Raw genomic sequence first — 23,499 nt, 5'->3', positions numbered from 1 at the left:
GAAAACTGCGAGACCCGGTCATTCATGGCCGGGTCTCTATCCCATATTCCAGAAGGACGACTGCATGGCCGATACGACTGAACAGGTGCCGCACGCGGCAGGCATGCCAAACGATGCCCGCCCGGTAAAACTAGCCTGCCGCAACGTCTGGAAGCTGTTCGGCGCGAACGCGGCAAATTTCATCCGCCAGCGCAACGGCGCAGCCAGCATGGCGGACGTCGCGGCGGCCGGGCTGGTCGGGGCGGTGCGCGCCGTCGACCTCGAAATCCGCCAGGGCGAGATCTTCACCATCATGGGCCTGTCCGGCTCCGGCAAATCGACGCTGGTGCGCTGCATGTCGCGGCTGGTCGAGCCGACGCATGGCAAGGTCGAGTTCGAGGGCAAGGATCTGCTGAAGATCTCCGATGCCGCGCTAATCGAGCTGCGGCGTCACCGCATGGGGATGGTGTTCCAGAATTTTGCCCTGCTGCCGCATCTGAACGTGCTGGAGAACATCGCCTTTCCCCTGGGCATCCAGGGGCAGGACCGGCCGACGCGCGAGAAGCGCGCGCGGGAAGTAATCGAGCTTGTCGGCCTGCGCGGCCGCGAGCATTTCTATCCGCGTGAGCTTTCCGGCGGCCAGCAGCAGCGGGTCGGCATCGCCCGCAGCCTCGCCACCAAGCCGGAAATCTGGTTTCTCGACGAGCCGTTCTCGGCACTCGATCCGCTGATCCGCCGCGAGATGCAGGACGAGCTGATGCGGCTGCAGACCATGCTGCACAAGACCATCGTTTTCATCACCCATGATTTCGACGAGGCCATCCGGCTGGCCGACCGCATCGCCATCATGAAGGACGGCGAGGTCATCCAGATCGGCACGCCGGAAGAGCTGGTGGTCAATCCGGCGACCGACTATGTCGCCGAATTCACCCGCGACGTCGACCGCGCCAAGGTGATCTCGGCGCGAAGCCTGATGCGCGCCTGCGACGGCACCGAGCATGGCGGCGCGGTTGCGCCAGATGCCAAGATATCAAGTTTTTCGGCAAGCATCGTCTCCGCCGGCAAGCCGTTCGCGGTGGTCAACGGCACCGGCAAGCCGATCGGCGAGGTCACGCCGCAAGCGGTGATCGATCTTCTGGCAGGCATCGATCGTCATGGGGCCGGCGCATGACGGTGACGGCAAGCGCCAGCGCAGCGAGACCCCGGCCGGTTCAGACCTGGCTGGCGATCTGGGCCTGCGCCCTCGCCGCCGTGCTTGCCGTATTCCTACTGCAGGACAGGCTGCCATGGGCCGTCAACTATCCGGCCAGCGCAATCGTTCCCGTCGCCGACTGGGTCAGCGCGCTGATGAACCTGATAAAGTCGAACTTTTCCTGGCTGACGCGGTCGATCACCGCGGCGCTCGGCGTGCCGCTCGATTTCGCGCTCAATCTGCTCGCCAAGAATTTCAAGATCGGCCGTGGTGCGGATATGATCGTTCTGCCGCGTCTGTCCTGGGTTGGCGTCTGTGCCGCCGCATTCCTGGCCGGACGCGCCGCCGGCGGCTGGAAGCTCGGCGCGCTGGTCGGCGGCTGTTTTCTCTACATTGCGCTGTTCGGCCAATGGACCAGCGCCATGCTGACGCTGGGGCTGATCTCCATCGCCGTGCCGTTCTGCATCGTCACCGGATTGTTCGTCGGCATCTGGGCGTGGCGCAAGCCATGGGCGGAGAGGCTGTTGATCTCCCCTGCCCTTGATCTGATGCAGACCATCCCGACCTTCGCCTATCTGATCCCGATGCTGCTTTTGTTCGGCAACAGCCCGGTTTCGGCGATGATCGCGACGGCCATTTTCGCGACGCCGCCAATGGTGCGCGCGACAATGCTGGGACTGTCGCGGGTGCCGTCCGAAATCGACGATTTCAGCGAGATGGCCGGCTGCACGGCGCGCCAGAAATTGTGGCGCGTGCTTTTGCCCTCGGCGCGTCCAACGCTGATGGTCGGCGTCAATCAGGTCATCATGCTGGCGCTCAATATGGTGATTATCGCCTCGATGATCGGCGCCGGTGGCCTCGGCTACGACGTGCTGCTGGCGCTCAGGGCGCTGAAGGTCGGCGAGGCGATGGAAGCCGGCCTCGCCATCGTGGCGCTGGCGATCGCGCTCGACCGGCTAAGCCAGGCGATCGCGCGCAATCACGCGCAAGGTCATGTCTATCAGGAGGTGAGCCCGAGCTTGTGGCGCCGCTACCCCAACCTGACGCTGGCCATAGCCATCCTTGCGGTCACGACGCTGCTTGGCCTGTTCGTGCCGGCCTTCGCCGCGGTGCCGAAGGTGATCACCTTCACCACCGCACCCCTGTGGAAGACGGCGGTGAGCTGGATCACGATCAACTTCTTCGACACGATCGAAGCGTTCCGCGTGGCCCTCATTCTCAACGTGCTGAACCCGGTGCGCGCCTTCTGCGAGGGCTTCCCGTGGGCGGGTGCGGTGTTCCTGCTCGGCCTTGCCGGCTACCAGCTCGGCGGCCTTCGCCTCGGCGCCCTGGTCGCGGCGCTGACCGTCTTCTGCGCGGTGACCGGCCTTTGGGAAAAGACCATGGCGACGGTCTATCTCTGCGGGATCTCGGCTTTCATCGCTTGCCTGATCGGCATCCCGATCGGGCTGATGGCATCGCGCAGCGACCGTGTCGAGAAGATCGTCACCCCAATCATCGACACTTTGCAGGTGCTGCCGTCGTTCTGCTTCATCATCCCGGTGGTGATGCTGTTCCGCGTCGGCGACGTCACCGCGATGATCGCGACGGTCGCCTTCGCCGTGGTGCCGGCCATCCGCTACACAAATCACGGCCTCAGGCAGGTGCCACCGGCATTGATCGAGGCCGCAAAGGTGTCGGGCTGCACCAAGCGCCAGACGTTCCTGCGCGTGCAATTGCCGCTGGCGCTGCCGGAGATCATGTTAGGCGTCAACCAGACGATCCTGATGGCGCTGGCAATGATCATCATCTGCGCCATGGTCGGCACACGCGATCTCGGCCAGGAGGTGTTCATCGCGCTGTCCAAGGCCGATTCCGGCCGCGGCATCGTCGCCGGGCTGGCCATCGCCTTCATCGGCATCGTCGCCGACCGGCTGTTCAACGCCTGGACGGCGAAGGCACGGGCAAGATTGGGGTAGGATCGCGCGCCCCACCTTCGTCTTGCCCAAAATGCATCCCAAGCTGGCTTCATGCTGAAGCGCCCCACAGTGATTCTAGCTTTCCTCCTCATCCTTTCCGTCGCTGCTCATGGTGCGGATGGCCTGGAGGAGCGGCTTGAAAAGCTCTTTGATGAGGCCGAGCGCCTGACGCCGCTGCGCACGGTTGCCATCGCGCATGAGGGCGCGGTGGTGGCGGAACGTGGCTATCGCGGCCACTCTCCGGCACGTCCGGCCAACATAAAATCCGCCTCCAAGTCGATCATCTCCGCACTCGTCGGCATCGCCATCGACAAGGGCATGCTCCAAGGCATTGACCAGAAGATCGCTCCGCTTCTTCAGGCCGACCTGCCCGCCGATGTGGATCCGCGGCTCCAGCAGGTTACGATCGGTCATCTGCTTTCCATGCAAGCAGGGCTGGGTCGGACCTCCGGCCCAAACTACGGGCGCTGGGTGGCAAGCGACAACTGGGTGCGGGCAGCGCTCGCCATGCCCTTCGACGGCGAACCGGGCGGTGCCATGCTCTATTCCACCGGCTCGACCCATCTCCTTTCGGCGATCCTGACGCGCTGGACCGGCCGCTCAACGCTGGAACTGGCACGCGAATGGCTGGGGCCGCAGGAGGGCTTTTCCGTCGCCGCCTGGGACCGCGACCCCCAGGGCATCTATCTCGGCGGCAACCAGATGGCCATGAGCCCGCGCTCGCTGCTCGCCTTTGGCGAGCTCTACCGCAGCGGCGGGATGAGCCGCGGCGGACGGCAGCTCGTGCCGGCCGATTGGATCAAGCTCTCCTGGCAGCCACGCACCGCCTCCCGTTTCACCGGTGACGGTTATGGCTATGGTTGGTTCATGCGTCAGATCGCGGGCGAAGCGGTCTTCTACGGGTGGGGGTATGGCGGGCAGATGGTCTATGTTGTGCCCGGGCGCGCGCTGACCGTGGTCATGACATCCGATGAAGACGGCCCCGCCGGCCGCAGCGGCCACCGCGACGATCTCCATGCCTTGCTCGAGCGGATCATTGAGGCGACGAAAGACGTGCGCGAGGCCCGCAGCAAGTAATGCATGTCGCGCAAAAGTGAGCAGCGGGTTTGCGGTAACGACATGCATAAAAAGAACTTATAGCGCGTCGCATAAATCCATCCAAACGCGAAGCGCTTTAACTGGACCCTCTGCACAGAGGATTTGACGGTTCGATGGGTTGCAAGCTGGCAGGCTGTCATGCAGTCCGGCCCCGCGAGGAAGTCGCTATTCCGCCGCCACCCCTTTCACCTCCAGATAGCTTTCCATCGAGTCGTCCATCGCCTGCAGCCAGGGCGTATGGTGCAGCGGTGCCATCGTGCCGGTCATCAGCGAGCGGTAGGCGTGGTCGCGGAAGCTCATAATGTCTTCCACCTTGTGGTGCTCCCACTCCATGAAGGTTTGATTGACAGTCTCGACATCGAAGCCGGGATAGTCGGTCTGCTCCATCAGCTCCTTGGTGTAGTCGCCCTGGAACCAGATCATCTGCTCGGCGTCTTCCAGCGTTTCCTCGCGCGCCCGCCACTTCCTGCCGTGTTTCGCCATCGCCTCGGCCGAAGGCAGCTTGATGCGGCCCATGATGACATCGCGCGCGAACCAGGCCTGCGCGTCGAACATGTTGAAGGTGTAGAACTGGTCCTGCATGCCGATATAGGACAGCTGCGGGTTCTTCTCCCATACGACACCCTCATAGAGCCCGTCCGGCCACATGCGGTTGGCGGTCTTGAGCTTCAGATCCTCGGTGAGGAACGGGAAGGCGTGCAGATAGCCGGTGCACAGGATGATGGCGTCGACATCCCTGGTGCTGCCGTCCTTGAAATGCGCGGTCTTGCCGACGACCTTCTGCAACAGCGGCACTTCCTTCCAATTGTCAGGCCATTTGAAGCCCATCGGCTTCGAGCGATAGCTGGAGGTGATCGACTTGGCGCCGTATTTGTAGCATTGCGAGCCGATATCCTCAGCCGAATAGGAGCGGCCGATGATCAGTATGTCCTTGTCCTTGAATTCCATGGCGTCGCGGAAATCGTGGCTATGCAGGATGCGGCCATTGAAGCTCGAAAAACCCTCGAAATAGGGAACGTTGGGTACGGAAAAATGCCCCGAGGCGACGACGACGTTGTCGAACTCCTCCGAATAGGTGACGTCGTTGGTACGGTCATGCGCGGTGACGGTGAACTTTTTCGTCGTATCGGAGAAGGTCACCATGCGCACCGGGCTGTTGAAACGCACCCATTTGCGCACGCCCGATTTTTCGACGCGGCCCTTGATGTAATCCCACAGCACGGCGCGCGGCGGATAGGAGCCGATCGCCCGCCCGAAATGTTCCTCGAACGTATAGTCGGCGAATTCGAGGCATTCCTTCGGTCCGTTCGACCAGAGGTAACGGTACATCGAGCCATGCACCGGATCGCCATGCTCGTCGAGACCGGTGCGCCAGGTGTAATTCCACAGGCCGCCCCAGTCGGACTGCTTTTCGAAGCAGACGATTTCCGGGATGTCCGCGCCCTTGTCGGCAGCCGACTTGAAGGCTCGAAGCTGGGCCATGCCGGAAGGTCCGGCTCCAATGACGGCAACACGACTTTTCATTGCGGGCCTCCCGGTCTCATTTCTCTAACGAAACAAATTTCACTGACAGGACAGTAATTGCCCCTTCGATGCTGTCAACAGGCCTTGTTGCGAAACCTCGTTTTCGCCAGGCCGGATTTCAGCGAAACCTGATCGTCATGGGTATTGGAAAACAAACAAATCGATCGTGGATGGCTTGTGTGGCGGTTGCGCTCCTGTGTCGGCACCGAATATGTTCACCGTGAGTGAAATAAATCCGCAAAACCCCCGGGGTGGCAACATGGCGAAGAAAGCTTCCAATTTCAGGAATGGGGCAGCCCCCGCCAAGACCAAGCCATCGCCGAAGGGCGTGGCAACGATCCGGACGCCACTGACCCAGGACCCGCACGCCGTTCGCGATATCCGCGAAAAAGTCCTGGAGGTGGCGATCGGCCGCGAGGTGCGGGCGTTTCGCAAAAAACTCGGCATCACCGTCGCCGATCTTGCGGCTGCCACCGACATTTCGCTTGGCATGCTGTCGAAGATCGAAAACGGCATCACCTCGCCGTCGCTGACGACATTGCAGGCGCTGTCACGAGCGCTCGGCGTTCCGGTCACCGCTTTCTTTCGCCGCTTCGAGGAAGAGCGCAGCGCCGTCTTCGTCAAGGCAGGCGAAGGGCTCGATGTCGAGCGCCGCGGCACGCGCGCCGGCCACCAGTATAATCTGCTCGGCCATATCGGCTCGAACACCAGCGGCGTTGTCGTCGAGCCCTATCTGATCACGCTGACCGAGGATTCCGATGTGTTTCCGACCTTCCAGCATGAAGGCATGGAGTTTCTCTACATGCTCGAGGGCGAGGTCGTTTACCGGCACGGCAGCAATCTCTACCCAATGAAGCCCGGCGACAGCCTGTTCTTCGACGCGGATGCGCCGCACGGACCGGAAGTGCTGACGCAACTGCCGATGCGCTATCTCTCGATCATTTGCTATCCGCAAAGCAGCGCGGGGTGAGAGTTCGATCTCCCCCCTCGTGGGGGAGATGTCCGGCAGGACAGAGGGGGGCGCCATAGAGCGCCAACCTCGCGCCTGTCCTACGACCAGCAGAGAACCAGGTTGAGGGCGCAATTACGATCGATTGAGAGGTTGGCGGAACAGCGCCCCCCTCTGCCCTGCCGGGCATCTCCCCCACGAGGGGGAGATTGGCAGCTTCGGCGACGGCAGCAGTCAATCCGGTCCAAACCCTGCTGACGTCGGGCTGCCATCATCCAGCTTCGACAGCCACTCGAGCAGCGTCGGCCGATAGCGCGTCAGGCCTTTGTAATTGACGAGTTCCTCGGGCAGGTCGCGGATGACGCGATGCAGGCGCCTTGCCCATTTCGGCTGCGTCACTAGCTCGTCCATCTTGATCAGATAACAGCGGATCGGGAAGACGATGCCGTTCGAGCGCGGCAGCCGCCAGAAGCTCTGCAATTCGACGCGCAGATGGACCTTGTCGCCGACGTTTTCGGGCGTCACCGTCGTCCGGTCCGGTCCCCATTTGTGATAATTTTCCGGACTGGTGTCGAGGCGCGGATTGATGGTCATCGTCCAGTTCAGGCGGCGCGCCGGCTTGCCTTGCTGGATGTTGGTAAGGAACTTCAGCGCCCGGACGAATATGCCCTTCTCATGCGCCAGCGGCACCGGCGCGTGCCATTCGAAGAAGTTCATGCCGATATCGAAATCCAGCGACCAGTCGGCCTGGGTGGTGACCATGCCGGCGTCCATCCACAGATTGCCGTCACGCTGGTCGAGGATGCAGAAATCGCCCTGGCTCTGGCGCGTGATGTATTCCATCGGCCCATAGGGCAGTGTCGACACGTCGCCGAAGGTGAAGGTGTCATCGATGCCGAGCGGCCGGTTGATCCAGCGCCAGCGGTCGCCGTCGCGCGTAAGCGTGAAATGCTCGGGATAGCCCAGCGCCTGCTGTTCCATCAGAAGTTCGAGCAGGTCCCAGCCGGCCAGTGTCATGTGCGGCAGCGACTGGCAGCGCAGCGGGTCCTCCGCCAGCACCAGCGCGCGGTCTTGCATCTCGGCGACATAGTGCTCGTCGACGTCGATCAGGTTTTCGAGCACGCTGCCCTTCGGCCCCAGAACATGAGGTTCGATGTTGACCGCATACATGTAGCTGTCTTCGTGGAACGGGACCGGAAACCGCCTGATGTGCTCCGGGCTGTTCTTGAAGGTGAAGTCGTCGCGGAACGTTTCGTTACGAAAGGTGATGCCCAAGCTCGCCTCCTATCTTTCCAGCACCAGCGACCTGCCCTCGAAGCGCGACACGCAAGGCATGATCTTCTTGCCGCAACGATGCTCTTCCTCGCTCAGCCAGTGGTCGTTGTGAATGAATTTGCCGTCCGAAGAAATGACGTTGGTTTCGCACTGGCCGCAGACGCCGCCGCGGCAGAGATAGGGCGGATCGACGCCGGCGGCCTCGATCGCCTCGAGCAGGCTCTGCTGCTCGCCGACGCGGATCGTCTTGCCGCTGACAGCCAGCGTCACGTCGAATGGGGCGCCGGGCTGGGGGGCTGCGAAATGCTCGAAATGCACGGTTTCCGCCGGCCAGCCGAGCGCGGCGGCACGGTCGCGCACCCAGTCGATCATGCCGGACGGACCGCAGACATAGAGATGCGTGCCGAGCGGCTGCGACGACAGCAGCCGGTCGAGCTCGATGCGCTCGTCGCGGTCGTCGTGGTAGAGCCTGACCCGGCGGTCGTAACGCTCTCTGAGCACATCGGCATAGGTGCCGAGCGAGGCGGTGCGGCAGGTGTAGTGCAGCTCGAAATTGCCGCCATCCGCCGCCAGCTGCGCGGTCTGCGCCATGAACGGCGTGATGCCGATGCCGCCGGCCAGCATCAGATGCTTCCTGGCGCGCAAATCGAGCGAGAACAGATTGACCGGATAGCTGATCACCATCTCCATGCCGGGCCTGACATTCCTGTGCATGAACAGCGAGCCGCCGCGGCCGACATCGTCGCGGCGCACCGAGATCGTGTACTCGCGCGTGTCGAGCGGCGAGCCCATCAGCGAATAGGGGTTGAGCCTGGTGCGCTCGCCGTCGCGCATTTCGACGACGACATGGGCGCCGCCGGAGAACGTCGGCAGCAGCTGCCCGTCACGCCTGCGGAAATGGAAGCGCGTCACCAATTCGTTGACCGGAACGACATCGCTCACCACGACGTCAAGCTTGGTAGTGCCGGTGCTCATCGAAAGATCTCCTCCGCCGGAGGAATTTCGCTGCGGTCTTCCGCATTGATGCAGACGCCCTGGAATGCCGCGAGGCGCCTGGAATAGTGATCGCGTACCAGAAGAAGCAGGCCGCAATGCGAACAGGTTGCCGGCTGCGTCGTGACGTTCTCGGTGATGCCCTTGCAGTGAACGCACTGCATGCGGCGCGCCAGCGAGCCGCGGTGCTCGGTCTGGATCGAGGTATGGTCGATACCGGCTTCGAGCGCCGCCTGCATGGCTTGGCCGATTAGCCCCTCGGTGCCGGCGAGATAGAGGCGCAGGCCCATGTGGGCGTTGGCAAGGGTCTGCTTCAGCCGCGGCAAGGCGCTGGCAAAGGAAGGTCCCTGGTAGAGTTGCGCCGGCTTCAGCGCCTCAAGGGCGGCGACATACTTGCCCTCATTGCCGGGGATGAAGATGATGTGCGCATCGGCAAAGAAACCATCGGGCACCTTGGGTGCCAGATCCGTTATCGCCAGCGCACCTTCTGCATCCGCCACGAAAAGATGGTGCTTGCCGGGTTGGGGAGACAGGGTCCCATAGACCGGCCGGCTGATGATGCTTTTCGCTGCCATCCTCTCAGTATGCCTCAGCCTTTCGCCGTGCGCTTGGTCTTCTTCGGATCATCGAACGGAAGCGGCTCAGCCGTCGCGCTGATGGCGCCGCTCTTGTTGCGGATCTCGAGCCTTGTGCCCTGGACGGCGCAGTCGACGTCGAGCCGGGCGATGCCCATCGATTTCTTGACCAGCGGCGAATACATGGCGCAGGTCACCACGCCGACCCTTTTGCCGTCGCGATAGACCGGCGCGCCCTCGTCGGCCGGCTCCTTGCCTTCGAGCAGCACGCCGAAGATCTTGAAGCGCTCCTTGCCCTTGAGGCGGTAGTGCTCCTCGGCGCCGCGAAAGCCTGTCTTGCCGGGGCTGACGGTGAAATCGAGGCCGAGTTCCCACAGTGTATCGCCGGGGCCTTCGTTCTCGAACGGATATTTCTGCGAATTGTCGTAGGGGTAGAACAAGAGATAGCTCTCGACGCGCAGCATATCGAGCGTGGTGAACCGGCACGGAATGATGCCGGCGCTCTTGCCCTCGTCGAGAATGGTGTCCCAGATCGTGCCGGCATCCTGGCCGCGGCAGAATATCTCGTAGCCGCGCTCGCCGGTGTAGCCGGTGCGCGAGATCATCACCGGAAAACCGAACAGCCGGGTCTGCATGTGATGGAAATAGGCGAGGTCGCGAATGCCGGGGACATGCTTTGCCAGATAGTCGACGGCTGTCGGCCCCTGCAGCGAAAGGTCGTGCAGATTGTCGTCGAAGCGCAGCGAGACATCGCGGCCCATCGCGGCGCGTTGCAACTCCTCATGGCCGGTGCCCGAACCATGCACGACCATCCAGGCATTCGGACCGGTGCGGTAGAGGATGCAGTCGTCGGTGAATTTTCCCGCCTCGTTGAGCATGCAGGCATAGGCCGACTTGCCAGGATATATTTTCTCGACGTCGCGCGTCGTCGCCAGGTCGATCAGATGCGAGGCATGCGGCCCGGTGATGTGGACCTTCTTCAGGCCCGACACGTCCATCAGCCCGGCCTTGGTGCGGATGGCGATGTATTCCTCGTCGGCGTCCTTGTCGTAGGTCCAGGCGGTGCCCATCCCGCTCCAGTCTTCGAGCTTCGAACCGAGCGCACGATGGCGATCCGCCAAGGTCGAAAATCTCCAGGATGCCGTCATGGACTTGCTTCTCCTTAACACGATTGCCGACGTTTCGCCGCTTCAGGACACTGAGGACCATGCGGCGGTCCGCGCCATATTGACTCAAAACTCCAAAAGCGCGCAATACTAAGATGCAAAAAGTTTTACTGAGAGGCAAGGAACGCAACTAAACGGAGGGGACATGAAATGGAAGGGAATCTCAACGCTCTAACGACCATTTTCACGGAGTTCTATTACTGGGTGACCATCGTCATGATGTTCCTCATCCATGTCGGGTTCTGCATGTACGAGGTCGGCGTGTCGCGTCGGCGCAATCACCTGAAAACGCTCATGAAGAACGCGATGGCGATCCCACTCGTCACGATCACGTTCTATTTTTTCGGCTGGTGGATCTATTTCGGCTTCCCCAACGGGCCGGGCATCGCGGGCGGACTTGTCACCGCACCATTTGCCGAACCATGGAATCCGCTGATGGGCACCCACCTCTCCGGTGTCAATCCAGGCGAGACGGGGGTCACGCCTACCGATGCTGCGCTGTGGCACCGCCTCAACGGCGTGTTCTGGGGCGCCTTCCTGCTGTTTTCCATCACGACGGCGTCAATCATCTCGGGTTCGATCATAGAGCGCGCGCGCTCGGGTGCGTTCTGGATCGTCGCGGTGCTGGTCGGTTCGGTCCTGTGGATCCTCGACGCGTCCTGGGGCTGGCATCCGCAGGGCTGGATGGTGAAGCTCTGGGGCTATCATGATGCCTATGCATCGGGGGTCGTGCACGCGATCGCAGGCGGAGCGGCGCTCGCCTTTCTCATCGTGCTCGGTCCGCGCATCGGCAAGTTCAGGCCCGACGGCACGGCGCGCGACATCCCACCCCATAATGTCTGGCTGGTCACGATCGGCCTGTTCCTGATCTTCACCGGCTTCTGGGGCTTCTATGCCGCGTGCAACATTCCGCTGATCAGCCCGGCCACGATTGCCGGCCAGATCACCGGCGAAACCTGGACGGCAACCAACATCTATCTTGCGCCGACCACGCTCTCGGCGATCACCTTCAACTTCCTGATGTCGCTATCGGGCGGTATGCTGGCCGGCTACATCGTCTCGAAAGGCGATCCCTTCTGGACATTCTCCATGGGGCTTTGCGGCGTCATCTCAACCTCGGCCGGCAACGACCTCTATCACCCGATCCAGGCACTGCTGATCGGCGCGATCATCCCGACCATCTGCTACAAGCTGCACTATTTCGTCGAGCGCCGCTTCAAGATCGACGATGCGGTGGGCGCTGTTGCCGTGCATGGCTATGGCGGATTCCTCGGGGTCGTGGTGGCGGGCTTCATGCTGTGGGGACAGCCATCCTCGCCCTACGAGGGCTTCGCGCATATCAACCCGCTCGGCAATTTCGCTGGTGCGGTGCTGATGTTCATGCTCGGTTTCGTCCCCACCTTTGTAGTCTGCAAGATCCTCAACAGCATGAACCTCCTGCGCGTGCCGGCGAAGGTGGAACTCGAGGGCGTCGACTTTGCCCTCAACCATGCTTTCGAGGCGTCGGTCCGCGAAGTGGGAACCGCCGAAAAGGCCATGATCAAATAGTCAACGGACAAGGAGAACCGCAATGTCTACTAATGGAATGGAAAGCTGGGCCGTGGACCTCAAGGACGTCGGCGCGATCTACCCGTTTCAGGGTTCCGAAGTCGTGATGGTGATCATCGGCCTCGTCTTCTGGATCGGTTGGCACGTCCTCCAGACGCGCCACGAGAGCGCTGAAATCGAAGCCGATATGGCTGCGGATCGCACCGGAGAGGAAACGAGAAAGGCGATCGACCGCCATTAAGTCGTCATCGGGTCGTCTGGCGCGTCATTTGCGCCAGACGACTTGTCCAACATGAAAAAAACTTTCATGCGAGTTGAATTCGACTCATGAAGCTGGTAGCACCTAATCATACCTCACCTCGGGAGCCTGACATGTGCGGAATCGTCGGACTGTTTTTGAAGGACAAGTCGCTCGAGCCTCAGCTCGGCTCGATGTTGTCGCAGATGCTGATCTCGCTCAGCGATCGCGGTCCCGACAGCGCCGGCATCGCCATCTACGGCGCGCCAACAGGCAACGAGGCCAAGATTACTATCCAGTCGGCAAAGCCGGAGCGCGACTTCCGCGGTCTCGACGCCGAGCTGGCCAAGGCGATCGGAGCCCCGGTCAGCATTGCGGTGAAGTCGACGCATGCGGTCGTCAGGACCACGCCCGCCAAAATCGATGAAGCGCGCGAGGCGATCCAGACGCTTCGTCCAGACGTCCGCATCATGGGGGCCGGCGACGTCGTCGAGATCTACAAGGAAGTCGGCCTGCCGGAAGCTGTCGTCGATCGTTTCGACGTGCGCAGCATGACCGGCACGCACGGCATCGGCCATACCCGCATGGCGACGGAATCGGCTGTCACAACGATGGGCGCGCATCCGTTCTCGACCGGCGCCGACCAGTGCCTTGTGCACAATGGCTCGCTGTCCAATCACAACAATGTCCGCCGCGAGCTGATCCGCGAAGGCATGACATTCGAGACCGAGAACGACACCGAAGTCGCGGCCGCCTATCTCTCGTCGCAGATGGCGCATGGCAAGAATCTCGGTGAAGCGCTGGAAGGCACGCTGAGCGACCTCGACGGCTTCTTCACCTTCGTCGTCGGCACCAAGAACGGCTTCGGCGTGGTGCGCGATCCGATCGCCTGCAAGCCCGCCGTCATGGCCGAGACCGACCAGTATGTCGCCTTCGGCTCGGAATATCGCGCGCTCACCAAACTGCCCGGCATAGACAATGCGAGGGTCTGGGAACCCGAGCCCGCAACCGTCTATTTCTGGGAGCACTGAGTCCATGCCGGCAATCAACGTCTCCAAAGCACTCGACCAGAGCCATGCGTCACGGGTCTTCGACCTCAGCGAAATGCCGCTGCGCGATCTCAATCAGGCACTTCACGAGTTGACCCCTGGTTCGAACGAGACCGCCTGGGAGGTGCTTCATCCGAAAGGCAGCCATTCGGTCGCCGTCGGGGTCGACCAGCCGATCACCATCGATGTCCGCGGCAGCGTCGGTTATTATTGCGGCGGCATGAACGACGGCAGCACCATCACCGTGCATGGCTCGGCCGGACCTGGCGTCGGCGAGAATATGATGTCGGGCTCGATAACGGTGAAAGGCGATGCCAGCCAGTATGCCGGCGCCACCGGCCGGGGCGGGTTGCTGGTCATCGAAGGCAATGCGTCGTCGCGCTGCGGCATTTCGATGAAAGGCATCGACATCGTCGTTCATGGCAATATCGGCCACATGTCAGCGTTCATGGCGCAGTCCGGCAATCTGGTGGTGCTGGGCGATGCCGGCGACGCACTCGGCGATTCCATCTACGAGGCGCGGCTCTTCGTGCGCGGCAAGGTCGAAAGCCTCGGCGCTGACTGCATCGCCAAGGAGATGCGGTCCGAGCATCTGGAACTCCTGCAAGGCCTGCTCGACCGCGCCGGGGTGACCGACGTCAAGGCGGCGGAGTTCAAGCGTTACGGCTCGGCGCGCACGCTCTACAATTTCAACATCGACAACGCCGACGCGTATTGAGGCAGCATGACCTATCGCAACCCGCCGACGACGCCGCGCAAATCCGCGACCTTCGACGACTACACGCTCTCCGAGATCCGCCGCGCGGCGGCGACCGGCATCTACGACATCCGTGGCGCCGGCGCCAAGCGCAAACTGCCGCATTTCGACGACCTGCTGTTCCTCGGTGCCTCGATCTCGCGTTATCCGCTCGAAGGCTATCGCGAGCGCTGCGACACCAGCGTCGTGCTGGGCTCGCGCCATGCCAAGAAGCCGATCGAGCTGAAAATCCCGATCACCATCGCCGGCATGAGTTTCGGATCGCTGTCCGGCCCGGCAAAAGAAGCCTTGGGCCGCGGCGCGACGCTGTCCGGCACCTCGACGACCACCGGCGACGGCGGCATGACCGAGGAAGAGCGCGGTCACTCGCAGACGCTGGTTTATCAATATCTGCCGTCGCGTTACGGCATGAACCCGCGCGATTTGCGCCGGGCCGATGCGATCGAGATCGTCGTCGGCCAGGGTGCCAAGCCCGGCGGCGGCGGCATGCTGCTTGGCCAGAAGATCTCCGACCGGGTTGCCGAAATGCGCACGCTGCCGAAGGGCATCGACCAGCGCTCGGCCTCGCGCCATCCCGACTGGACCGGGCCGGACGATCTCGAGATCAAGATCCTGGAGCTGCGCGAAATCACCGACTGGGAAAAGCCGATCTACGTCAAGGTCGGCGGCGCGCGGCCCTACTACGATACAGCCCTTGCAGTGAAGTCAGGCGCAGATGTCGTCGTGATCGACGGCATGCAGGGCGGCACCGCCGCAACCCAGGAAGTGTTCATCGAGAATGTCGGCCAGCCGACGCTTGCCTGCATCAGGCCGGCGGTGCAGGCGCTGCAGGATCTCGGCATGCACCGCAAGGTGCAGCTGATCGTCTCTGGCGGCATCCGCAACGGCGCCGATGTCGCCAAGGCGCTGGCGCTCGGCATCGACGCGGTGTCGATCGGCACCGCAGCACTTGTCGCGCTCGGCGACAACGACCCGCGCTGGGAGGCGGACTACAACGAGCTTGGCACCACAGCCGGCGCCTATGACGACTGGCATGAGGGACGCGATCCGGCTGGCATCACCACGCAGGACCCCGAGCTGATGAAGCGGGTCGACCCGATCGCCGCCGGACGGCGATTGGCGAATTACCTGAAGGTGATGACGCTGGAGGCGCAGACCATTGCCCGTGCGTGCGGCAAGAACAGCCTGCACAATCTCGAGCCCGAGGATCTCGTCGCGCTCACGATCGAAGCCGCCGCCATGGCCGGCGTGCCGCTGGCCGGCACCAACTGGATACCGGGGAAGAACGGCTTCTAAGACAATCAGGCCACCAAAATTCCATAAGCGAGGAACTATAATGGGGAACGATCTCGCCGCATTCGCCAAAGAGAACGGCGTCAAATATTTCATGATATCCTACACCGACCTGTTCGGCGGCCAGCGCGCCAAGCTGGTACCGGCGCAGGCCATCGCCGACATGCAGAAGGACGGTGCCGGCTTTGCCGGCTTTGCCACCTGGCTCGACCTGACGCCGGCGCATCCCGACATGCTGGCGGTGCCGGATCCGGATTCGGTTATCCAGTTGCCGTGGAAGCCGGAGGTCGCCTGGGTCGCCGCCAACTGCATCATGGACGACAAATCGGTCGCCCAGGCGCCGCGCAACACGCTGAAGCGGCTGATTGCCGAGGCAGCCGGCGACGGCATGCATGTCAAGACCGGCGTCGAGGCCGAATTCTTCCTGATCTCGCCGGACGGCAAGACGATTTCCGACGAATACGACACGGCGTCAAAGCCCTGCTACGACCAGCAGGCGGTGATGCGCCGCTACGATGTCATCGCCGAGATCTGCGACCACATGCTGGCGCTCGGCTGGGGCCCGTACCAGAACGACCATGAGGACGCCAACGGCCAGTTCGAAATGAACTGGGCCTTCGACGATGCGCTGGCGACCGCCGACAAGCATTCCTTCTTCAAGTTCATGGTGAGGTCCGTTGCCGAAAAGCACGGCCTGCGCGCCACCTTCATGCCAAAACCATTCCCCGGCCTGACCGGCAATGGCTGTCACGCGCACATTTCGGTGTGGGACAAGGACGGCAAGACCAATGTCTTTGCCGACAATGCCATGGAACTCGGCCTGTCGGCGAAGGGCAAGAATTTCCTTGGCGGCATCATGAAGCATGCCTCGGCACTTGCCGCGATCACCAACCCGACGGTCAATTCCTACAAGCGCATCAACGCGCCGCGCACCATTTCGGGCGCGACCTGGGCGCCCAACTCGGTGACCTGGACCGGCAACAACCGCACCCACATGGTGCGCGTGCCCGGCCCCGGCCGCTTCGAGCTGCGCTTGCCCGACGGCGCGGCTAACCCTTATCTGCTGCAGGCCGTCATCATCGCCGCCGGCCTCGACGGCATCCGCTCGAAGGCCGATCCCGGCAGGCGCTACGACATCGACATGTACCAGTTCGGACACACGGTGGAGGGCGCGCCGAAGCTGCCGCTCAACCTGCTCGATGCATTGCGCGAGTTCGACAATGACAAATCGCTCAAGGCGGCGCTGGGTGAGGAATTCTCGTCGGCTTACCTAAAGCTCAAGCACCAGGAATGGAATTCCTATGCTTCCCACTTCACCCAGTGGGAGCGTGACCACACGCTGGATATCTAGAGCATCGGACTGAAAAGTGTGAAGCGGTTTTCGGATGATTCCGATGCGTCAAGAAAGGCCCTGCGTGGCGCGAGCGACCTCGGAATAGATTTATGAGACACTCGATCTTCTCCCTCGCCCGCGCCGCACTTTCCGGCCACAAGAATTGGCAGCGCACCTGGCGCGACGCCAGCCCGAAGGATCACTACGACGTGGTGATCATCGGCGGCGGCGGCCACGGCCTGGCGACGGCATGGTTCCTGGCCAGCGAGTACGGCATCAGGAATGTCGCCGTGCTCGAAAAGGGCTGGATCGGCTCCGGCAATGCCGGTCGCAACACCACCATCATCCGCTCCAATTACGGGCTGCCCGGCAATACCGGCTTCTACGAGCTGTCGATGAAGCTGTGGGAGCGCATGGAGCAGGACCTCAACTACAACACGATGGTCAGCCAGCGCGGTGTCATCAACCTCTATCATTCCGACGCGCAGCGCGACGCCTATGCGCGGCGCGGCAACACCATGCGCATCAACGGCATCGACGCCGAACTCCTCGACCTGGCGGCGGTCAAGAAGATGATGCCGTTCCTAAACTTCGACAATGCTCGCTTTCCCGTGCAAGGCGGGCTGCTGCAGCGGCGCGGCGGCACGGCACGCCACGATGCCGTGGTCTGGGGCTACGCCCATGCGGCGAGTACACTCGGCGTCGACATCATCCAGAATTGCGCGGTGACAGGTTTTTCGCGCGACGCCAACGGCAAGGTGACCGGGGTCGAGACGACACGCGGCAAGATCGGCGCCGGCAAGGTCGGCATGGCCGTTGCCGGCAGTTCGTCGCGCGTCGCGGCGATGGCGGGCCTGCGCCTGCCGATCGAAAGCCATGTGCTGCAGGCCTTCGTTTCCGAGGCGATCAAGCCGCTGATCCCCAACGTCATGACCTTCGGCGCCGGCCATTTCTACGTCAGCCAGTCCGACAAGGGCGGGCTGGTCTTCGGCGGCGACATCGACGGCTACAATTCCTATGCCCAGCGCGGCAACATGCCAGTCATGGAAGACGTGTGCGAGGGCGGCATGGCGCTCATGCCGATGATCGGTCGCGTGCGCCTGTTGCGGCAATGGGGTGGCATCATGGACATGTCGATGGACGGCTCGCCGATCATCGACAAGGCGCCGGTGGACGGACTCTATCTCAACGCCGGCTGGTGCTATGGCGGCTTCAAGGCGACGCCCGGCTCCGGTCTTGTCTTTGCCCATCTTCTGGCCCGCGACGAACCGCACAAGGAGGCGGCGCGATTCCGCCTCGACCGGTTCCGGCGCGGCGCGATGATCGATGAAAAGGGCGTCGGCGCCCAACCGAACCTGCACTGAGGACGGTCCAGAAAACATGCGTATTGTCTGTCCCTTCTGCGGCGAACGCGAACTCGGCGAGTTCACCTATCTGGGCGACGCCAAGCCGGTGCGTCCGGCGGCCGGCGCCTCGGAGGACGACGTCTTCGACTACGTCTATCTGCGCGACAACATTGCCGGCGAGACGACCGAGCATTGGTATCATGGCGGCGGCTGCCGGGCCTGGCTGAAGATCACCCGCAACACGCTGACACACGAGATTTCGTCGGTCGAGCCGGCGGCGGGCGTCGGCGCCGCCAAGGTTGGGGCCTGATGGTCAGTCGCGCACAGACACACCGGCTGGAGAGCGGCGGTCTCATTGATCGTTCGGCACCGCTTAATTTTCGCTTCGACGGCAAAACCTTTGCCGGCTTCGAGGGTGACACGCTTGCCTCGGCGCTGATTGCCAATGGCGTCAAGTTGGTCGGCCGCTCGTTCAAATACCACCGGCCGCGCGGCATCCTGACCGCTGGCTCGGAAGAGCCCAACGCCTTGGTCGAGCTGCGAACGGGGGGGCGCCGCGAGCCAAACACCAAAGCGACCACGGCCGAGCTTTACGATGGTCTCGAAGCCGCCAGCCAGAACCGCTGGCCGTCGCTGCGCCACGATCTGATGGCGGTGAACCAGCTGTTCGCGCCGATCTTCGTTGCCGGTTTCTACTACAAGACTTTCATGTGGCCGGCGAAATTCTGGGAAGCGATCTACGAGCCGGCGATCCGCCGCGCCGCCGGTCTTGGCCGCGCAGCTGGCGTCGCCGATCCCGACCATTACGACAAGGCCTGGGCGTATTGCGACGTTTTGATCGCCGGTTCCGGCCCGGCCGGGCTGGCGGCAGCGCTTGCCGCCGGGCGCAGCGGCGCCCGCGTCATCCTGTGCGAGGAAGATTTTGCCCTTGGCGGCCGCCTGCTTGCCGATGGCGGCACGATCGATGGCATGCCGGCGGCCGAATGGATTTCCCGCACGCTGGCCGAGCTCACGACGCTGCCCGACGTCCGCATCATGAACCGCACGACACTGTTCGGCGTCTATGATGGCGGCACTTATGGCGCGATCGAGCGGGTCAACGATCATCTGCCCTCCCCGCCGGAGCATCAGGTGCGCCAGCGGCTGTGGCGGATCGTGGCAAAGCGCTCGATTGTTGCCGCCGGCGCCATCGAACGGCCGATCGTCTTTGCCGGCAACGACACGCCCGGCGTGATGATGGCTTCGGCAATGCGGACCTATGTCGAGCGCTATGCGGCAACCCTTGCGAAGAGGATCGCGCTGTTCACCAACAATGAGGATGGCTGGCGGACTGTCGAGACCGCGCTTGGCGCCGGATTGCAGATCGCAGCGGTCGTCGATGCACGCCCGGATGTGTCAGCCAAGCATCGCGCTCTCGCCGCCAAAGCCGAGTTTCCGGTATTGAACGGTTCGGTTGCCGGTGTCGAAGGCGGCAAGGACGGCGTCCGGAAAATCTCGGTGTCGCTTGCCGGCGGCGCCCGTGCGGAAGTCGAAGCCGACGGGCTTGCCGTCTCAGGCGGCTGGAATCCGGCAGTCGGGCTGACCTCCTACCATCGCGGCCGGCCGAAATGGCAGGACGATATATCGGCCTTCGTGCCGGACGGCGCCCCTCCTGGCATGGTGGCCGCCGGTGCCGCCAATGGCGCCTTCGGCCTCGGCGCCTGCCTGAGCCAAGGATTTGCCGCGGGTGCTGCGGCGGCGCAGAGCGTCGGACACAGCGGCAACGCCGGCATGCCGCCCGTCGCCGACGACGAGGCATTTTCGCTGACCCCGCTCTGGCATGTCGCCGGTAAAGGCAAAGCCTTTGTCGACTACCAGCATGACGTCACCGCTTCCGACATCGAACTGGCGCAGCGCGAAGGCTTTGAATCGGTCGAACATCTGAAGCGCTATACGACGCTCGGCATGGCCACCGACCAGGGCAAAACCTCGAACGTCGCCGGCCTCGCCATCATGGCGGCGGTGTCAGGCAGATCCATCCCCGAGACCGGCACGACGATCTACCGTCCGCCCTATGTGCCGGTCGCCATCGGCGCCTTTGCCGGCCATCATCGCGACGAGACCTTCCATGCGACAAGACTGACGCCGTCGCATCACTGGGCAGCTGAACAGGACGCGGTGTTCGTCGACACCGGCTTGTGGAAGCGCGCGCAATGGTACCCACGCGCCGGCGAAAAGGATTGGCTGGAATCGGTCACCCGCGAGGTCAAGGCGGTGCGCTCTGCCGTCGGCTTCTGCGATGTCTCGACGCTCGGCAAGATCGATGTGCACGGCCCGGATGCCGGCGCCTTCCTCGACCGCGTCTATATCAACACCTTCTCCAGTCTCGCCGTGGGAAAAGGCCGCTACGGGCTGATGCTGCGCGAGGACGGCATCGTCTATGACGACGGCACCACGTCGCGGCTGGCCGAGGATCATTATTTCCTGACCACCACCACCGCCAAGGCCGGCCCGGTGATGCAGCATCTCGAATTCTGCCGGCAGGTGCTGTTTCCTGAACTCGACGTGCAGCTGACCTCCGTCTCCGACCAGTGGGCGCAATTCTCTATCGCCGGGCCGAAAACCCGAGATCTGCTTCGGGAAATCGTTGATCCGGCCGAGGATCTGTCGAACGAGGGCTTTCCCTTCATGGGCGCGCGCGAAGTCGCGCTTCGCGGTGGCATCAGGGCACGGCTGTTCCGCATCTCGTTCTCCGGCGAGATGGCGTTCGAGATCTCCGTTCCGGCCCGCTATGGCGACGCGCTTGTGCGCAACCTGATGCTGGCCGGCAAGCAATTCGGCGTGATGCCCTACGGCACCGAGGCGCTCGGCGTCATGCGCATCGAAAAGGGCCATGTCGCCGGACCGGAGCTGAACGGCACCACCACCGCTGCCGATCTCGGCCTGGGCAAGATGATGTCGACCAAGAAGGATTTCATCGGCCGCGTCATGGCCGGACGCGAGGCGCTGGTCGCTCCCGACCGGCAGGTCGTGGTCGGCATCAAGTCGACGGACAGAGCGCGCCGCCTGCGCGCCGGCGCGCATATCATTCCGAAGGGCGAGATACCGGGTTCCGCCAACGACCAGGGCTATGTCACGTCGGTCTGCTTCTCGCCGACGCTCGACCAGTGGATCGGGCTGGCACTTGTCGAGCGCGGCCGCGAGCGGATCGGCGAGATCGTTCATGCGCATGACCCGCTGCGCGGCGAAGACTATGATGTCGAGCTGTGCAATCCCGTCTTCTACGATCCGGATGGAGGGCGCCAGCGTGGCTGAATTTTCCTGGGTTTCCCGCAGTCCGCTGGAGCACGCGCTTGTCGTGGGCGACTATGGCGCGCGTGACGTCGAACCGGGCATTTCGCTCACCGAGATCCGCAATTTCGACCTCGTCCAGGTGATGGCGCGACGCGGCAAAGGGGCGGAACTGGCCAGCGCCGCGGAAGTCCGTTTCGGCATGGCGGCTCCGGATATGCCGAAGGCGGTCAGCGCTTCGGACGTGACGCTCATCTGGTCGGGACCGGATCAGTTCTTCGTTCTGTCGAAGGGCGGCAAGCACACGATCGATACGTTGAGCGAGGCGTTCTCGCAATCGGCCTCACTGTCCGACCAGTCGCATGCGCGCGCCCTGATCAGGGTCTCGGGTGCCAAGACGCGCGCCATGCTGGCGAAATTGTCGTCGATCGATCAGCACCCGGCGGCGTTTCCGACCGGCACTGCCGCCGCGACATCGATCGACCATACCAGCGTCAATCTCTGGCGTGGCTATGACCGGCCGGACGGTCAGGCGGTGTTCAATCTTCTGGTGTTTGCAACCTTCGCGGAAAGCCTGTGGCGCACGATACTCGACGCGGCCGCCGAGTATGGGGTCGAGATCGGGTATTCAGAGGAATTGGGGTAGCGCCTGCCTCTTCCCTTCTCCCCCTGTGAGACCTTTGCACAGAAGCCGAACGGTGATTCTGTGGTGAAGGTTGGAGCAGGGAGATTCGGGATGGCGGATCGTGTTTTGGGTCAGTTGAGTCTGGCGGACGGTCTGGCGGCGTCGGATGAGACGATTTTCGACCTAGTATCGAAGGAACTGGACTGGGCGCCGATCCGAACATTGCTGGGTCAGCGCAGCGGTCCTGGCTCGGGCAACACCAGCTATCCGGCGGAACCGCTGGTGCGCTGTCTTTTGCTGGGCATGTGGCATGGGCTGAGCGATCCGGCGCTTGAGGCGCAGATCCGGGACCGATTGTCGTTCCGCCGCTTTGCCGGTTTCAGCCTTTCGGACCGCACGCCCGACCATTCGACACTGTGGCGCTTCCGCGAGGAGCTGACGCGTGAGCGACTGATCGACAAGGTCTTTGAGGAGATCAACCGTCAGCTGGAGGAGAAGGGCCTGATCGTCAAGCGCGGCACCTTGGTCGATGCCACGTTCCTGCAGGCTCGTGGCCGTCCGCCCAAGCAGCCGAAGAAGGGCCACCAAGGTCCGGTCAAGCCGTCGGCCGACAAGGATGCGCGTTGGGGCAAGAAGGGCAAGAAGAGCACCTTCGGCTACAAGATGCACATCGGCGTCGACCAGGAGCACACCTTGATCCGGCGTGTCGAGGCGAGCGACGCCTCGGTCACCGACACCGAGCCGGCCGACCAGTTGATCTGCGGCGACGAGAAGGCGGCCTATGGCGATCAAGCCTATTACACCCACGCCCGCCATGCCCGGCTCGCCGCCGCCAACATTAAGGACCGGCTGATGCGGCGGCCCAACAAGCATCACCCCGAGTTGCCGCCGCGCCACAAGCTGCGCAACCGGCTGATCGCCAAGGTGCGGGCGGCAGTGGAGCGGCCTTTCGCCGTGTTCAAGGAGCGTTACGGCATGCGACGCCTGCGCTTCTTCAACCTCGCCACCAACCGCACGCAGTGCATACTGGCCGCCTGCGCTTACAATCTGCGCACCATGATTGGCGTCCTCTATCCACCCGATGAGAGGCGGACATGAGGGAGGAGTGCGTCCACAATCCGGCAGGATGGCTGCCTAAACCGACAAAGGCCCCGCAAGGGCCGCGGAAAACCGCTCTGCCGGCCTTCAAAAAGGCCCTCACTGACCACCGAAATCCACTTCGCTCCCCGTGCAAAGCCCTCCTTGTGGGAGAAGGTGGATTGGCGCGCAGCGCCAAGACGGATGAGGGGTGTTGGACGGAGTGCGGCAATGCCTAGCTGGAGCACCCCTCA

Annotated in this window: 20 protein-coding genes; 15 read left to right on the top strand and 5 right to left on the bottom strand. The window is 63.0% G+C overall.

What is annotated here, in order from left to right:
- Positions 1-64: 64 nt before the first annotated feature.
- Genes RPG13_RS12725 through RPG13_RS12715 form a run of 3 tightly spaced genes read left to right on the top strand, consistent with a single transcriptional unit; the run spans position 65 to position 4,206 of the window.
- Positions 65-1,150: a quaternary amine ABC transporter ATP-binding protein gene (locus RPG13_RS12725; RefSeq protein ID WP_337125156.1), complete on the top strand. Its 1,086-nt coding sequence runs from the start codon at positions 65-67 to the stop codon at positions 1,148-1,150.
- Positions 1,147-3,129: an ABC transporter permease gene (locus tag RPG13_RS12720; protein WP_337125155.1), complete on the top strand. Its 1,983-nt coding sequence runs from the start codon at positions 1,147-1,149 to the stop codon at positions 3,127-3,129. Before RPG13_RS12725 ends, RPG13_RS12720 begins: the two co-directional genes overlap by 4 nt.
- A gap of 51 nt (positions 3,130-3,180) precedes the next feature.
- Positions 3,181-4,206 (top strand): serine hydrolase domain-containing protein, encoded by a 1,026-nt coding sequence (locus RPG13_RS12715; protein ID WP_337125154.1) that lies wholly within the window; start codon positions 3,181-3,183, stop codon positions 4,204-4,206.
- Positions 4,207-4,392: 186 nt separating this feature from the next.
- On the opposite strand, the gene RPG13_RS12710 is transcribed toward RPG13_RS12715, so the two are convergent.
- Entirely contained in the window at positions 4,393-5,751 is a 1,359-nt protein-coding gene (locus tag RPG13_RS12710) for an NAD(P)/FAD-dependent oxidoreductase (protein WP_337125153.1), read from the bottom strand.
- A 259-nt stretch (positions 5,752-6,010) separates the two neighbouring features.
- Here RPG13_RS12710 and RPG13_RS12705 point away from each other — a divergent pair, with 259 nt between their 5' ends.
- Positions 6,011-6,721: a helix-turn-helix domain-containing protein gene (locus tag RPG13_RS12705; RefSeq protein ID WP_095483896.1), complete on the top strand. Its 711-nt coding sequence runs from the start codon at positions 6,011-6,013 to the stop codon at positions 6,719-6,721.
- 213 nt (positions 6,722-6,934) lie between these two features.
- Here the strand turns inward: RPG13_RS12705 and RPG13_RS12700 are convergent, their stop codons facing one another.
- The 4 genes from RPG13_RS12700 to RPG13_RS12685 are packed head-to-tail and all read right to left on the bottom strand — an operon-like array spanning position 6,935 to position 10,691.
- On the bottom strand, positions 6,935-7,975 hold the full coding sequence (locus RPG13_RS12700) for a heme-dependent oxidative N-demethylase family protein (protein WP_337125152.1): 1,041 nt from the start codon (positions 7,973-7,975) through the stop codon (positions 6,935-6,937).
- Between the two features lie 9 nt (positions 7,976-7,984).
- Positions 7,985-8,950 (bottom strand): PDR/VanB family oxidoreductase, encoded by a 966-nt coding sequence (locus tag RPG13_RS12695; protein WP_127289685.1) that lies wholly within the window; start codon positions 8,948-8,950, stop codon positions 7,985-7,987.
- On the bottom strand, positions 8,947-9,543 hold the full coding sequence (locus RPG13_RS12690) for a dimethylamine monooxygenase subunit DmmA family protein (protein ID WP_292675711.1): 597 nt from the start codon (positions 9,541-9,543) through the stop codon (positions 8,947-8,949). Before RPG13_RS12690 ends, RPG13_RS12695 begins: the two co-directional genes overlap by 4 nt.
- A gap of 14 nt (positions 9,544-9,557) precedes the next feature.
- Complete coding sequence (locus RPG13_RS12685; protein WP_128284417.1) at positions 9,558-10,691, bottom strand: aminomethyltransferase family protein; 1,134 nt, start codon at positions 10,689-10,691, stop codon at positions 9,558-9,560.
- A 168-nt stretch (positions 10,692-10,859) separates the two neighbouring features.
- Between RPG13_RS12685 and RPG13_RS12680 the strand changes: the two genes are divergently transcribed.
- The 11 genes from RPG13_RS12680 (at position 10,860) to RPG13_RS12630 (ending at position 23,266) form a co-directional block, all read left to right on the top strand.
- Positions 10,860-12,257: an ammonium transporter gene (locus RPG13_RS12680; RefSeq protein WP_127289679.1), complete on the top strand. Its 1,398-nt coding sequence runs from the start codon at positions 10,860-10,862 to the stop codon at positions 12,255-12,257.
- Positions 12,258-12,279: 22 nt separating this feature from the next.
- Entirely contained in the window at positions 12,280-12,498 is a 219-nt protein-coding gene (locus RPG13_RS12675) for a hypothetical protein (RefSeq protein WP_095483890.1), read from the top strand.
- A 131-nt stretch (positions 12,499-12,629) separates the two neighbouring features.
- Positions 12,630-13,526 (top strand): class II glutamine amidotransferase, encoded by an 897-nt coding sequence (locus tag RPG13_RS12670; protein WP_292648024.1) that lies wholly within the window; start codon positions 12,630-12,632, stop codon positions 13,524-13,526.
- A 4-nt stretch (positions 13,527-13,530) separates the two neighbouring features.
- Complete coding sequence (locus RPG13_RS12665) at positions 13,531-14,262, top strand: GXGXG domain-containing protein (protein WP_292503059.1); 732 nt, start codon at positions 13,531-13,533, stop codon at positions 14,260-14,262.
- A 6-nt stretch (positions 14,263-14,268) separates the two neighbouring features.
- A complete protein-coding gene (locus RPG13_RS12660; RefSeq protein WP_337125151.1) occupies positions 14,269-15,597 on the top strand; it encodes an FMN-binding glutamate synthase family protein in 1,329 nt (442 codons plus the stop codon).
- Between the two features lie 40 nt (positions 15,598-15,637).
- Positions 15,638-16,945, top strand: coding sequence for a type III glutamate--ammonia ligase (gene glnT / locus RPG13_RS12655; protein WP_292648028.1), 1,308 nt, complete (start codon positions 15,638-15,640; stop codon positions 16,943-16,945).
- A gap of 92 nt (positions 16,946-17,037) precedes the next feature.
- Entirely contained in the window at positions 17,038-18,291 is a 1,254-nt protein-coding gene (locus tag RPG13_RS12650) for a sarcosine oxidase subunit beta family protein (RefSeq protein WP_292648031.1), read from the top strand.
- Positions 18,292-18,307: 16 nt separating this feature from the next.
- The gene (locus tag RPG13_RS12645) at positions 18,308-18,583 is read left to right on the top strand and encodes a sarcosine oxidase subunit delta (RefSeq protein WP_127206127.1); all 276 of its coding nucleotides are present in this window, start codon (positions 18,308-18,310) and stop codon (positions 18,581-18,583) included.
- Entirely contained in the window at positions 18,583-21,567 is a 2,985-nt protein-coding gene (locus RPG13_RS12640) for a sarcosine oxidase subunit alpha (RefSeq protein WP_337125150.1), read from the top strand. Before RPG13_RS12645 ends, RPG13_RS12640 begins: the two co-directional genes overlap by 1 nt.
- Entirely contained in the window at positions 21,560-22,189 is a 630-nt protein-coding gene (locus RPG13_RS12635) for a sarcosine oxidase subunit gamma (protein WP_128244276.1), read from the top strand. The genes RPG13_RS12640 and RPG13_RS12635 overlap by 8 nt, the downstream gene beginning before the upstream one ends.
- A 90-nt stretch (positions 22,190-22,279) precedes the next feature.
- The gene (locus RPG13_RS12630; protein ID WP_126103272.1) at positions 22,280-23,266 is read left to right on the top strand and encodes an IS5 family transposase; all 987 of its coding nucleotides are present in this window, start codon (positions 22,280-22,282) and stop codon (positions 23,264-23,266) included.
- The last annotated feature ends 233 nt before the right edge of the window (positions 23,267-23,499 follow it).

Origin of the sequence: Mesorhizobium sp. ISC15 (genome assembly GCF_037162615.1) — a bacterium.
GTDB classification, from domain to species: Bacteria; Pseudomonadota; Alphaproteobacteria; order Rhizobiales; family Rhizobiaceae; genus Mesorhizobium; species Mesorhizobium mediterraneum.
This window is presented reverse-complemented; position numbering and strand designations above follow the sequence as displayed.

Bases quoted from the DNA above. Each gene is read 5' to 3' on its own strand.
- RPG13_RS12715 (WP_337125154.1), top strand. From the start codon at position 3,181: ATGCTGAAGCGCCCCACAGTGATTCTAGCTTTCCTCCTCATCCTTTCC.
- RPG13_RS12665 (WP_292503059.1), top strand. From the start codon at position 13,531: ATGCCGGCAATCAACGTCTCCAAAGCACTCGACCAGAGCCATGCGTCA.
- RPG13_RS12690 (WP_292675711.1), bottom strand. From the start codon at position 9,543: ATGGCAGCGAAAAGCATCATCAGCCGGCCGGTCTATGGGACCCTGTCT.
- RPG13_RS12720 (WP_337125155.1), top strand. From the start codon at position 1,147: ATGACGGTGACGGCAAGCGCCAGCGCAGCGAGACCCCGGCCGGTTCAG.
- RPG13_RS12725 (WP_337125156.1), top strand. From the start codon at position 65: ATGGCCGATACGACTGAACAGGTGCCGCACGCGGCAGGCATGCCAAAC.
- RPG13_RS12645 (WP_127206127.1), top strand. From the start codon at position 18,308: ATGCGTATTGTCTGTCCCTTCTGCGGCGAACGCGAACTCGGCGAGTTC.
- RPG13_RS12640 (WP_337125150.1), top strand. From the start codon at position 18,583: ATGGTCAGTCGCGCACAGACACACCGGCTGGAGAGCGGCGGTCTCATT.
- glnT (WP_292648028.1), top strand. From the start codon at position 15,638: ATGGGGAACGATCTCGCCGCATTCGCCAAAGAGAACGGCGTCAAATAT.
- RPG13_RS12710 (WP_337125153.1), bottom strand. From the start codon at position 5,751: ATGAAAAGTCGTGTTGCCGTCATTGGAGCCGGACCTTCCGGCATGGCC.
- RPG13_RS12705 (WP_095483896.1), top strand. From the start codon at position 6,011: ATGGCGAAGAAAGCTTCCAATTTCAGGAATGGGGCAGCCCCCGCCAAG.
- RPG13_RS12695 (WP_127289685.1), bottom strand. From the start codon at position 8,950: ATGAGCACCGGCACTACCAAGCTTGACGTCGTGGTGAGCGATGTCGTT.
- RPG13_RS12675 (WP_095483890.1), top strand. From the start codon at position 12,280: ATGTCTACTAATGGAATGGAAAGCTGGGCCGTGGACCTCAAGGACGTC.
- RPG13_RS12670 (WP_292648024.1), top strand. From the start codon at position 12,630: ATGTGCGGAATCGTCGGACTGTTTTTGAAGGACAAGTCGCTCGAGCCT.
- RPG13_RS12650 (WP_292648031.1), top strand. From the start codon at position 17,038: ATGAGACACTCGATCTTCTCCCTCGCCCGCGCCGCACTTTCCGGCCAC.
- RPG13_RS12630 (WP_126103272.1), top strand. From the start codon at position 22,280: ATGGCGGATCGTGTTTTGGGTCAGTTGAGTCTGGCGGACGGTCTGGCG.
- RPG13_RS12680 (WP_127289679.1), top strand. From the start codon at position 10,860: ATGGAAGGGAATCTCAACGCTCTAACGACCATTTTCACGGAGTTCTAT.
- RPG13_RS12685 (WP_128284417.1), bottom strand. From the start codon at position 10,691: ATGACGGCATCCTGGAGATTTTCGACCTTGGCGGATCGCCATCGTGCG.
- RPG13_RS12660 (WP_337125151.1), top strand. From the start codon at position 14,269: ATGACCTATCGCAACCCGCCGACGACGCCGCGCAAATCCGCGACCTTC.